Origin of the sequence: Cupriavidus sp. SK-4 (genome assembly GCF_000611125.1) — a bacterium.
Classification (GTDB): domain Bacteria; phylum Pseudomonadota; class Gammaproteobacteria; order Burkholderiales; family Burkholderiaceae; genus Cupriavidus; species Cupriavidus necator.
The window spans coordinates 1-11740 of record NZ_JFJW01000058.1 but is presented as its reverse complement, the minus strand read 5'-3'; the positions used below and the strand labels follow the sequence as shown (position 1 = coordinate 11740).

Here is an 11740-nt window from a genome sequence, read left to right as displayed (position 1 = left end):
CCGCCCCCGCCCCCGCCCCGTTCCGCGTTGCCGCCGTCCAGACCGTGACCGGCACCTCGCTAGATGCCAACCTGGCGCGCGCCGACGCGCTGATCGCCGAGGCCGCTGCCGGCGGCGCCGCGCTGGTGCTGCTGCCCGAATACTTCTGCATGATGGGCCGCTCCGAATCGGACAAGGTGGCCGTGCGCGAGCATGACGGCGACGGCCCGGTGCAGCAGTTCCTGGCCGATGCGGCACGCCGCCACGGCATCTGGCTGGTCGGGGGCACGCTGCCGATGTGGTGCGACGACCCGGCGCGCGTGTACAACACCTCGCTCGCCTTCAACCCGCGCGGCGAGCGCGTGGCGCGCTACGACAAGATCCACCTGTTCGGCTTCACCCGCGGCACTGAAAGCTACGACGAGTCGCGCACCATCCTGGCCGGGCGCACCCCGGTCAGCTTCGACGCGCCCTGCGGCCGGGTGGCGATGTCGGTGTGCTACGACCTGCGCTTCCCCGAGCTTTACCGCGGACTGGCCGCCGGCGACGGCACCAGCTTGATTCTGATGCCGGCCGCCTTCACCTACACCACGGGACAGGCGCACTGGGAGATCCTGCTGCGCGCCCGCGCCATTGAAAACCAATGCTATGTGCTGGCCGCGGCACAGGGCGGCAAGCATGAGAACGGCCGGCGCACCTGGGGCCATTCGATGCTGGTCGATCCGTGGGGCGAGGTGCTGGCAACGCTGCCTGAAGGCGAAGGCGTGGTCGGCGGCGTGATCGACCCCGCGCGCCTGGCAGAGGTCCGGCAGAACCTGCCAGCACTGCGACACCGGGTGCTGTAGCATGTACGCAACCGCGGGGGCCGCCACCGGCGCCCGCCCAGAGAATTTTTTGCCGCGCCGGCAGCAAGCCGGCGCGTCCCCAGGAAGAAAGGACATCTCATGAACGCCGGCGATCTCGGAATCCGCAACCTGGCCACCGCGCAGCAACTGCTGCTGGCACCGTACGGCCTGGACGAGGCCAAGCTCCAGCGCGTGCTGGCCGATATCTTCACGCACAAGGTCGACTATGCCGACCTGTACTTCCAGTACACCCGCAACGAGGCTTGGAGTCTTGAAGAAGGCATCGTCAAGTCGGGCAGCTTCAGCATCGACCAGGGCGTGGGCGTGCGCGCGGTCTCGGGCGACCGCACCGCCTTCGCCTATTCGGACGACATCAGCCTGGCGGCGCTGTCGCAGGCTGCGGCGGCCACGCGCACCATCGGCCGTGCTGGCAGCGGCCGCGTCAAGGTGGCCGGCGAGCTGGCCACGCACGCCGGGCGCAACCTGTACACGCCCAACGACCCGCTCGACTCGATGAGCGCGGCCGAGAAGGTGGCGCTGCTGGAGCGCGTCGAGCGCATGGCGCGCGCCAAGGATCCGCGCGTGGTGCAAGTGATGGCAGGCCTGGCCGGCGAATACGACGTGGTGCTGGTGGCGCGCAGCGACGGCGTGATCGCCGCCGACGTGCGTCCGCTGGTGCGGGTCTCGGTCACGGTGATCGCCGAACACGGCGGGCGCCGCGAGGTCGGCTCTTCCGGCGGCGGCGGCCGCTATGCCTATGGCTACTTCACCGACGAGCTGCTGCAGAAGTATGTGGACGAGGCCGTCTCTTCGGCCCTGGTCAACCTGGACGCGCGCCCGGCCCCGGCCGGCGCGATGACCGTGGTGCTGGGCCCGGGCTGGCCCGGCGTGCTGCTGCATGAAGCTGTCGGCCATGGCCTGGAGGGCGATTTCAACCGCAAGGGTTCGTCGGCATTTTCCGGCCGCATGGGCGAACGCGTCGCGGCCAAGGGCGTGACCGTGGTCGACGACGGCACGCTGGCCAACCGCCGCGGCTCGCTCAACCTGGACGACGAAGGCAACCCGACCCAGTGCACGACGCTGATCGAGGACGGCATCCTGCGCGGCTATATGCAGGACACGCTCAACGCGCGCCTGATGAAGATGCCGGTCACCGGCAACGCGCGCCGCGAAAGCTATGCCGCGCTGCCGATGCCGCGCATGACCAACACCTACATGCTCAACGGCGACAGGGATCCGCAGGAGATCATCGCCAGCGTCAAGCGCGGCCTGTATGCGGTCAACTTCGGCGGCGGCCAGGTGGACATCACCAACGGCAAGTTCGTGTTCTCGGCCAGCGAGGCCTACATGATCGAGGACGGCAAGATCACCTACCCGGTCAAGGGCGCGACGCTGGTCGGCAATGGCCCGGAATCGCTGAAGGATGTCACCATGATCGGCAATGACATGCGCCTGGACTCGGGCGTCGGCGTGTGCGGCAAGGAAGGCCAGAGCGTGCCGGTGGGCGTGGGCCAGCCGACGCTGCGCATCGAGAACATGACGGTGGGCGGCACCGCCTGAGCGGTCCGGCGATAACGAAGACGGGACCCCGCGGGGTCCCGTTTTTCATGGGATCGTCCCAGCCTTAGGGCCGCACTTCATACACCAGGTTGAACGGCGTCTGCGCCGCGCGGCGGAAACTGCTGAAGCCGGCCTGCTCGACCACTGCGCGCATGCGCGCCTCGCCCGCCTGCGCGCCCAGGCACAGGCCGACTTCCTGCGCGCGCGACGCCGGCGTGCAGATGAAGGTGGACGCGGAATAGAACACCCGGCCCAGCGGGTTCAGGTTCTGCTCCAGCGTGTCGTTGGCAAACGGTTCCACGATCATCCAGGCGCCATCGGCACGCAGGGTCTCGCGCACGTGGCGCGCCGCGCCGACCGGATCGCCCATGTCGTGCAGGCAGTCGAACACCGTCACCAGGTCATAGTCCTTGCCGCCGTAGTTCTTGGCGGTGGCCACTTCGAAGCGCACGCGCTCGGCCACGCCGGCGCGGCGCGCGGCTTCGGCGGCATGGCGCACCGAAGGCTCGTGGTAGTCGACACCGACAAAGCGCGAGGCCGGATACGCCTGCGCCATGATGATGGTCGACGCGCCGTGGCCGCAGCCCACGTCCGCCACCGACGCTCCCGCCTTGAGCCGCGCCTCGATGCCGTCCAGCGCGGGAATCCATTCGGAGACCAGGTGCGCCGCGTAGCCGGGCCGGAAGAAGCGCTCGGTGCCATGGAACAGCGCGGGATCGTGCTCGTGCCAGCCCAGCCCGCGGCCGTTGCGGAAGATATCGATCATCTTCGGGATGGCGCGGAACTGCGCCACCGCGATCTGGAACGCGCCCGGGATGAATGCGAGGCTGCCCTCCTGCGCCAGCGCATAGGCCTGCTCTTCGTTCAGGCTGAACTGCCCGGTGGCCGGGTCATAGTCGACGTATCCGCTGGCCGCCTGTGCCGACAGCCATTCGCGCAGGTAGCGCACGTCGGTATGGGTCTTTGCCGCCAGCACTTCGGCGGTCATGGCTTTTTCCGCCATGGCCTTGTACAGGCCCAGTTCATCGCCCACGACCACGGTCGCAGCATGCATCACCGCGCCGATATCGTTGATGAATTTTTCCATGAAGGCATTCAGCCTCGCTTCATCGACGCTCATGATGCACCTCCCCGTGCTCACCGCTCCCCGGTTCCAATATAGCCCCCGGTTATGTCGGGGAAAGCCGAAAAGCAGCGACGGGACAAGGCTTGCGCGGCAAGGCTGCAGGCCGCCGGAGATCGGTGCGCCAGCGCACCGCATGGCCTCGTCGACACTTGCCAACCCTGGCAAAAGGCGCTATAAAGATGCTTCGCCGCGCGACAAGCAGCTGACGCACGCCGAAAATTGACAGGCCGGCGCGCAATTTCCTGCCTTTCTGCTACGCAGTGCAGCATAAATTCGGCGCCCACGACGATAATCGATTCAAGCTGACCCAAGCCAACGCCTTTTTCCGCCATGTCCGCTAAGTTTTACTTTTACTTTTTTAGCGATCTCACACCGCTGGCGGATAGGGAGGGACGGCTGTAAGCAGCGCCCCGAATACAAAAAAGACCGCCAGCGACCCTGGCGGTTTTTTTATACCTGTTTGTTACCCCACCCACTCACGACCTCACAAGAATCCCGGAGCCATCATGCTGAAGAACACCGACGACCTGCGCATTCGCGAACTCAAGGAACTGCTGCCGCCCGCGCACCTGATCCGCGAGTTCGGCTGCTCCGAACAGGCTTCGGACGTGATCTACGGCGCGCGCCAGGCCATGCACCGCATCCTGCACGGCATGGATGACCGCCTGATCGTCATCATCGGCCCGTGCTCGATCCACGATACCCGCGCCGCGCTGGACTACGCCAAGCTGCTCAAGGTCCAGCGCGACCGCTTCGCCGGCGAGCTGGAGGTGGTGATGCGCGTGTACTTCGAGAAGCCGCGCACCACGGTGGGCTGGAAGGGGCTGATCAACGATCCGCACATGGACGGCAGCTTCAAGATCAACGATGGCCTGCGCACCGCGCGCGAGCTGCTGCTGAACATCAGCGAGATGGGCGTGCCCACCGGCACCGAGTACCTCGACATGATCAGCCCCCAATACATCGCCGACCTGGTCAGCTGGGGCGCGATTGGCGCCCGCACCACCGAGTCGCAGGTGCACCGCGAACTCGCCTCCGGGCTGTCGTGCCCGGTGGGCTTCAAGAACGGCACCGACGGCAACGTCAAGATCGCGGTCGATGCGATCAAGGCCGCGTCGCAGCCGCACCATTTCCTGTCGGTGACCAAGGGCGGCCACTCGGCAATCGTGTCGACCTCGGGCAACGAGGACTGCCACGTGATCCTGCGCGGCGGCAAGGCGCCCAACTACGACGCGGCCAGCGTGCAGGAAGCGTGCGACGCCATCGCCAAGGCCGGCCTGGCCTCGCGCCTGATGGTCGATGCCTCGCACGCCAACAGCAGCAAGAAGCATGAGAACCAGATCCCGGTGTGCGGGGAGATCGGCCGCCAGATCGCCGGCGGCGACCAGCGCATCATCGGCGTGATGGTGGAATCGCACCTGGTGGCGGGCCGCCAGGACCACGTGCAGGGCCAGCCGGTCGAGGAACTGACCTACGGCCAGTCCGTGACCGATGCCTGCATCGGCTGGGACGACTCGGTCAAGGTGCTCGAGGGCCTGGCCGAGTCGGTGCGCCAGCGCCGGCTGGTGTCGGGCAGCGGCAACTGATACCGCCGCGGGGCCCGCGCCCCGCGCTCCCGCACACAACAAAAAAGCCGCTTCCAGGGAAGCGGCTTTTCTGCACTGGCGCGGCAGCCGCCGCGCGTTCTTACTTCTTCAGCACCAGGTCGCCAGGCAGCGACTCGATGTAGGCGGCCATGTCCTTCAGCTCCTTGCGGGTGAACGGGCGCGGCTTGCCGTCCTTGTCGGTCACGGCCGGATTGGCGTTGACCTGGCCGGCCATGATGGCGTTGGAGCGGCCCACCAGGGGGTTGCCCGACACCTGGTACGACGCCAGCGCGTGGTACAGGTAGTCGGCGTGCTGGCCCGCCAGCTTGGGGTAGTCCGGCGAGATCGGGGCGTTCATGCCCGCGCCGTGGCAGGCCACGCAGGCACCCTTTTCCACCAGCGCCTTGCCGGCGGCAAGGTCGGCGGCCGAGGCCGGCATCGCGGCAGCACCCAGCACGAGTGCGCCGAGCGCGAACGAAAGCGTCTTGAGCGTATCCATGTGGGGTCTCTTACTTGAGGGAATTGTTCTGCGTGCCGGCCTTCTGCTGCGAGTAGTAGGCCGCCACGTTGGCGATGTCCTGCTCGGTCAGCGTCGCGGCGATGCCGCGCATGGTCGGGTGCTTGCGCTCGCCCTTCTGGTAGGCCTTGAGCGCGTTCTCGATGTACTTGGCGCTCTGGCCGCCCAGCAGCGGCACTTCATAGATTTCGGGGAATGACGCACGGTAGCCCGGAATGCCGTGGCATCCGATGCACATTGCAACCTTGTCCTTGGCAGCGTCTCCATTGCCCTTGACTTCCTGTGCCTGCGCGGCCGTTGCAGCCGCGCCCAGCACCACCATCGTGAGGAGCTTTTTCATTGTCTTTGCGGATTGGAAGTTAAACCGTGTGACCTGCCCTGCCGGGCGGAGACGGTTTCAGAATGCTTCTGCGGGGAAAACCAAGGCAGCCGGACTGATTGCCGAGGTGCAACCCGCCAGACATGTCGCATCCGGTCTGTTGCCGGGATGTGGAACACCATTCTGGAACCACCTCTCGCAATCGCCGCGACCCGGAAGGGCCGCTGGGACTTCTGAACGCGGACTGCCGGATGCTGGGAGAACTGGACGTGGGGGCGCGTCAAACCGCCGCATTGTACCGCAGCCGGCACCTGCCAGTCCAGCAACCGGCCCCGGCCGCCGGTGGCCTGTCAGCACGCCCCAACACGAACCGCAAAGGTCTTTTATACTGGCTGATCCCGGGAATCTGCACGACCGTTCGCGAATGCTGCCGCCAGCAGCGCGCGGGCGCCCTGCACCGGACCCTGTTTCCATAATGAAAGCGCGCATGACAGCGCGAAGAGACCGCGCCAAGCACGCCAACCCGGCCCTCGATCCGAGGCCGTCACCTCAGGTTGCCTCATGTCAAACACCGCCAACGCTTCCGCCCAAGCTTCCACCGCCCAGCAGGTCCGTTTCGAGGGCAGCGACCAGTATGTCGCCACCGACGACCTCAAGCTGGCCGTCAATGCCGCGCGCACGCTGCAGCGCCCGCTGCTGATCAAGGGCGAGCCCGGCACCGGCAAGACCATGCTGGCCGAGGAAGTCGCCGCCGCGCTGGGCATGCCGCTGCAACAGTGGCATATCAAGTCGACCACCAAGGCGCAGCAGGGCCTGTACGAGTACGACGCAGTGTCGCGCCTGCGCGACTCGCAGCTGGGCGATGACCGCGTCCACGACATCCGCAACTACATCGTCCAGGGCGTGCTGTGGCAGGCCTTTGACGCCGACGAGCAGGTCGTGCTGCTGATCGACGAGATCGACAAGGCCGACATCGAATTCCCCAACGACCTGCTGCGCGAACTCGACCGCATGGAGTTCTACGTCTACGAGACGCGCGAACTGGTCAAGGCGAAGCATCGCCCGCTGGTGATCATCACCTCGAACAACGAGAAGGAACTGCCCGACGCCTTCCTGCGCCGCTGCTTCTTCCACTACATCAAGTTCCCCGATGCCGAGACGATGCAGCAGATCGTCGACGTGCACTACCCCGGCATCAAGCGCGAGCTGGTGGCCGCCGCGCTGGAATCGTTCTACGAGATGCGCAACCTGCCGGGCCTGAAGAAGAAGCCGTCCACGTCCGAGCTGATCGACTGGCTCAAGCTGCTGATGGCCGAGGACATCCCGCCCGAGGCGCTGAAGAGCCCGGACAAGAAGGCCGCGATCCCGCCGCTGCATGGCGCGCTGCTGAAGAACGAGCAGGACGTGCACCTGTTCGAGCGCCTGGTGTTCATGAACCGCGCCAACCGCTGAGGCACTGCCCGCCATGACTGCGTTCGTCAAACCCGTCACGCTGGTGGGCCGGCACGTCACGCTGGAGCCGCTGCGCACCGAGCATGCCGAGGGCCTGCGCGCCGCCTGCGCCGACGGCGAGCTGTGGAAGCTCTGGTACACCAGCGTGCCCGCGCCCGAGCGCATGGAAGCCGAGATCGCGCGGCGCCTGGCGCTGCAGGAACAGGGCTCGATGCTGCCGTTCGCGGTGCGCGATGCCGCCGGCGAGCTGGCGGGCATGACCACCTACATGAATATCGACGCGACCAACCGGCGCGTGGAGATCGGCTCCACCTGGTATGCGCGCCGCGTCCAGCGCACGCCGCTGAACACGGAATGCAAGCTGATGCTGCTGGGCCATGCCTTCGAGCATCTCGACTGCATCGCCGTGGAATTCCGCACGCACTGGATGAACCAGCAGAGCCGCGCCGCCATCGCGCGCCTTGGCGCCAGGCAGGACGGCGTGCTGCGCAACCACCAGCGCATGCCGGACGGCTCGTTGCGCGACACCGTGGTGTTTTCGATCATCGCCAGCGAATGGCCGACGGTGCGTCAACACCTGCAATTCCAGCTCGACCGTCCGCGCTGAAGCGGCCGCCGACTGAAAGCGAGGCATCATGCTGATCGATTTCTTCTTCTCGCTGCGCCACGCCAAGCTGCCGGTCTCGGTCAAGGAATACCTGACCATGCTGGAAGCGCTCAAGGCGCAGGTCATCTCGCCGTCTATCGACGAGTTCTACTACCTGTCGCGCATGACGCTGGTCAAGGACGAGAAGCACTTCGACAAATTCGACCAGACCTTCGCCGCCTATTTCAAGGGCGTCGAGAGCCTGGTCGACTGGAAGTCCGACATCCCGCTCGACTGGCTGCAGAAGACGCTGGAGCGCGAACTCTCGCCCGAGGAAAAAGCCAAGATCGAGGCCATGGGCGGCCTCGACAAGCTGATGGAGCGCCTCAAGCAGCTGCTCGAGGAGCAGAAGGAAAAGCACGAGGGCGGCAGCAAGTGGATCGGCACGGGCGGCACCTCGCCCTTCGGCCACGGCGGCTACAACCCCGAGGGCATCCGCATCGGCGGCCCGTCCAAGGGCAACCGCACTGCCATCAAGGTGTGGGAGGCGCGCGCCTACAAGGACTATGACGACCAGGTCGAACTGGGCACGCGCAATATCAAGGTGGCGCTGCGCCGGCTGCGCCGCTTCGCCCGCGAAGGCGCCGACACCGAGCTGGACCTGGACGACACCATCCACTCCACCGCGGCCAACGCCGGCCTGCTCGACATCAAGCTGCGGCCCGAGCGCCACAACAAGGTCAAGGTGCTGATGCTGATGGACGTGGGCGGCTCGATGGACGACCACATCAAGCGCGTGGAAGAGCTGTTCTCGGCCACCAAGACCGAGTTCAAGCACCTGGAGTACTACTACTTCCACAACTGCCTGTACGACTACGTGTGGAAGAACAACCGCCGCCGCCACGCCGAGAAGCTGGCCACGTGGGACCTGCTGCACAAGTACACGCCCGACTACAAGATCATCTTCGTCGGCGACGCCACCATGAGCCCGTACGAGATCCTGCAGCCGGGCGGCTCGGTGGAGTACAACAACACCGAAGCCGGCGCGGTCTGGCTGAACCGGATGACCGAGCAGTTCCCGCACTTCGTCTGGCTCAACCCCGAGCCGGAAGGGCTGTGGCAGTACCGGCAGTCGATCACGGTCATCAACCAGCTGATGAAGGGACGGATGTATCCGGTGACGCTGGCAGGGCTGGAACAGGCGATGAAGGTACTGTCGAAGTAAGGCTGATCACTGTCAACGCCTGCCGGTTTGCTCCCCTCTCCCGCGTGCGGGAGAGGGGCCCGGGGGAGAGGGCAGGCTGTGGCATACCACCAGCCTGAACTTCGTGGAAATTCCGGCCCTCTCCCCGACCCTCTCCCGCAAGCGGGAGAGGGAGCGCCCCAGCGGCAGTCCGAATCCCGTGGCTGCCAACTCCTCGCTTCAGTCCACGGTGATGCCCGCCTGCCGGATGAACCTGCCATAGCGCGCGCGATCCACGTTCTGCCGCTCGGCAAACGCCTGGATGCTCAGCGGCGCCACCGCACCGCCCAGCTTGTTGACGTTGTCCTGTAGCTGCGCGCCGGCGAGCGTGCGGTTGATCTCGTGGTTCATGCGCTCGACGATGGCCGGCGGCGTGCCGGCGGGCGCATAGACGCCGAAGGTCGAGTCGCCGTCCACGTCCTGCAGGCCGGCTTCGGCCAGCGTCGGCACGTCCGGGTATTGCGCCGCGCGCTTCGCGCTGGCAACCGCCAGCAGCCTGAGCTTGCCGCTGGCCACGTGCTGCAGGCCGGGGCCGGGATCGAACATGAGCTGCACCTGCCCCGCCAGCAGGTCGCTCAGGGCGGGGGCCGCGCCCTTGTACGGCACGTGCACAGCGTCCAGCTTGCCGGCGCGCTTGAACATCTCGGCAGCGATATGCGGCGTGCTGCCGTTGCCGGCCGAGCCGTAGCTGAGCTTGCCCGGATGCTCGCGCACATGGGCGATGAACTCATCCAGCGTCTTCGCCGGCACCGACGGATGCACCAGCAGGTAGACCCGCACCAGCGCCACCGACGCAACCGGGGTCAGGTCCTTGAGCGGGTCGTACGGCATCTTCTTGTAGAGGAAGGGATCGATGGCCACCGCGCCGCCCGAGGTCAGCAGGAAGGTATAGCCATCGGCCGGCGCCTTGGCCACGGCATCGCCGCCAACGATGCCATTGGCGCCCGGGCGGTTGTCGATCACCACCGGACGCTTCAGCGCCTCGGACAGACCGGGCGAGATGCCGCGCGCCAGCGTATCCGCGGCCCCGCCGGCCGGGAAGTTGACGACCAGCCGGATCGGCTTGTCCGGCCACGGCTGCGCGGCGGCCGGCGCGCTCACGCCAGTCAGCAGGCCCGGCGCGCACAGTGCGGCGCAAAGCGCGCGCGCGATACGGTGGGGGAATCGCATGATGGTTGTCTCCTGTCTAATGTTTTGCTACTGCCTGCCGCAGCGCTCTGCGGCGCCGCTCAGAACGGATATTGCCGTGGCGTGGTCTGCACCGTGATCCAGCGCAGCTCGGTGAAGGCATCGATCCCGGCCTTGCCGCCGAAGCGGCCATAACCACTCGCCTTGACGCCGCCGAACGGCATCTGCGCCTCGTCGTGCACGGTCGGGCCATTGACGTGGCAGATGCCCGATTCGATGCGGCCGGCCACCCGCATCGCGCGCGCCACATCGCCACCGAACACGGCCGCCGACAGCCCATAGGCGGAATCATTGGCGCAGGCAATAGCCGCTTCCACGCCATCCACGCGCACCACGGCCTTGACCGGCCCGAACGATTCCTCGCGATAGATCTCCATGTCCGGCGTCACGTGATCCAGCACCGTGGCCCGCATCAGCGTGTCGGTCGCCTTGCCGCCGCAGACCAGCCGCGCGCCCTTGGCCAGCGCGTCGTCGATCATCGCGTTGCAGCGCTCGACTGTGCTCATGTCGACCACCGAGCCCAGCACCGCCGGGCCGGTGCGTGGATCCGCCAGCGGCAAGGCGCCGGCGCGCGCGGCAAAGCGTGCCACGAAGGCGTCAGCGATGCTGGCATCCACCACGATGCGCTCGGTGGACATGCAGATCTGGCCCGAGTTGGCAAAGGCGCCGAAGATGGCACCGTTCACCGCGGCCTCCAGGTCGGCATCGTCGAGCACCACCAGCGGCGCCTTGCCGCCCAGCTCCAGCACCGCGGGCTTCAGGTAGCGCGCGCAGGTCTGCGCGATCAGCCGCCCCACGCGCGTGGAGCCGGTGAAGTTGATGCGGCGCACGCCCGGGTGGGCGATGATGGTCTCGACCACCGCGGCGGCATCGGTCGGGGCGTTGGTGACAAAATTGACCACGCCCGCCGGGAAGCCCGCTTGCGCCAGCGCATCGACGATCAGGCCATGCGTGGCCGGACAGATCTCCGAACCCTTCAGGATGACCGTATTGCCGCACGCCAGCGCCGTGGCCACGGCGCGCACGCCCAGGATCACCGGTGCGTTCCATGGCGCGATGCCCAGCACCACGCCCGCGCCCTGCCGCACCGCCATGGCCAGGCTGCCCGGCACGTCGGAGGGAATCACCTCGCCGTTGATCTGCGTGGTCAGCGCGGCGGCCTCCTGCAGCATGCCGACGGCAAGATGTACATTGAAGCCGGCCCACACCGCCGACGCGCCGGTCTCTGCCGCCATCGCGGCGGTGAGCGCCCCGGCCTTGCCTTCGAGTGCCTGTGCCGCACGCATGAGCAAGGCGCGCCGTTCGCCCGGCCCGGTGTCGCGCCAGGCCGGGAAGGCGC

General features: G+C 67.0%; 11 protein-coding genes. 6 read left to right on the top strand and 5 right to left on the bottom strand.

From position 1 onward, the window contains the following. Positions 1-824 (top strand): carbon-nitrogen hydrolase family protein (locus CF68_RS12185; protein ID WP_035819007.1); only part of this gene is annotated, 824 nt, incomplete at its 5' end. A 99-nt stretch (positions 825-923) separates the two neighbouring features. Then, the gene (gene tldD, locus CF68_RS12180) at positions 924-2384 is read left to right on the top strand and encodes a metalloprotease TldD (protein ID WP_035819005.1); all 1461 of its coding nucleotides are present in this window, start codon (positions 924-926) and stop codon (positions 2382-2384) included. A 64-nt stretch (positions 2385-2448) separates the two neighbouring features. On the opposite strand, the gene CF68_RS12175 is transcribed toward tldD, so the two are convergent. Further along, positions 2449-3504, bottom strand: a complete 1056-nt coding sequence (locus CF68_RS12175) for a trans-aconitate 2-methyltransferase (protein ID WP_035819002.1) — start codon at positions 3502-3504, stop codon at positions 2449-2451. Positions 3505-4016: 512 nt separating this feature from the next. Between CF68_RS12175 and aroG the strand changes: the two genes are divergently transcribed. After that, positions 4017-5096: a 3-deoxy-7-phosphoheptulonate synthase AroG gene (aroG, locus tag CF68_RS12170; RefSeq protein WP_035819000.1), complete on the top strand. Its 1080-nt coding sequence runs from the start codon at positions 4017-4019 to the stop codon at positions 5094-5096. A gap of 100 nt (positions 5097-5196) precedes the next feature. Here the strand turns inward: aroG and CF68_RS12165 are convergent, their stop codons facing one another. Both CF68_RS12165 and CF68_RS12160 read right to left on the bottom strand, forming a co-directional pair. After that, positions 5197-5595: a c-type cytochrome gene (locus tag CF68_RS12165; RefSeq protein ID WP_035818998.1), complete on the bottom strand. Its 399-nt coding sequence runs from the start codon at positions 5593-5595 to the stop codon at positions 5197-5199. A gap of 10 nt (positions 5596-5605) precedes the next feature. Beyond that, a complete protein-coding gene (locus tag CF68_RS12160) occupies positions 5606-5953 on the bottom strand; it encodes a cytochrome c (protein ID WP_010809064.1) in 348 nt (115 codons plus the stop codon). A 540-nt stretch (positions 5954-6493) separates the two neighbouring features. Between CF68_RS12160 and CF68_RS12155 the strand changes: the two genes are divergently transcribed. From CF68_RS12155 to CF68_RS12145, 3 genes are read left to right on the top strand one after another with little or no spacing between them, the layout of a single operon-like run. After that, on the top strand, positions 6494-7384 hold the full coding sequence (locus CF68_RS12155; protein ID WP_035818996.1) for a MoxR family ATPase: 891 nt from the start codon (positions 6494-6496) through the stop codon (positions 7382-7384). Positions 7385-7397: 13 nt separating this feature from the next. Continuing rightward, a complete protein-coding gene (locus CF68_RS12150) occupies positions 7398-7991 on the top strand; it encodes a GNAT family N-acetyltransferase (RefSeq protein ID WP_035818993.1) in 594 nt (197 codons plus the stop codon). Between the two features lie 28 nt (positions 7992-8019). After that, complete coding sequence (locus tag CF68_RS12145; protein WP_035818992.1) at positions 8020-9195, top strand: VWA domain-containing protein; 1176 nt, start codon at positions 8020-8022, stop codon at positions 9193-9195. Between the two features lie 198 nt (positions 9196-9393). Here CF68_RS12145 and CF68_RS12140 read toward each other — a convergent pair whose 3' ends face one another. Then, a complete protein-coding gene (locus CF68_RS12140; protein ID WP_035818991.1) occupies positions 9394-10383 on the bottom strand; it encodes a tripartite tricarboxylate transporter substrate binding protein in 990 nt (329 codons plus the stop codon). A 59-nt stretch (positions 10384-10442) separates the two neighbouring features. After that, positions 10443-11740 (bottom strand): aldehyde dehydrogenase (locus CF68_RS12135; RefSeq protein WP_035818989.1); only part of this gene is annotated, 1298 nt, incomplete at its 5' end.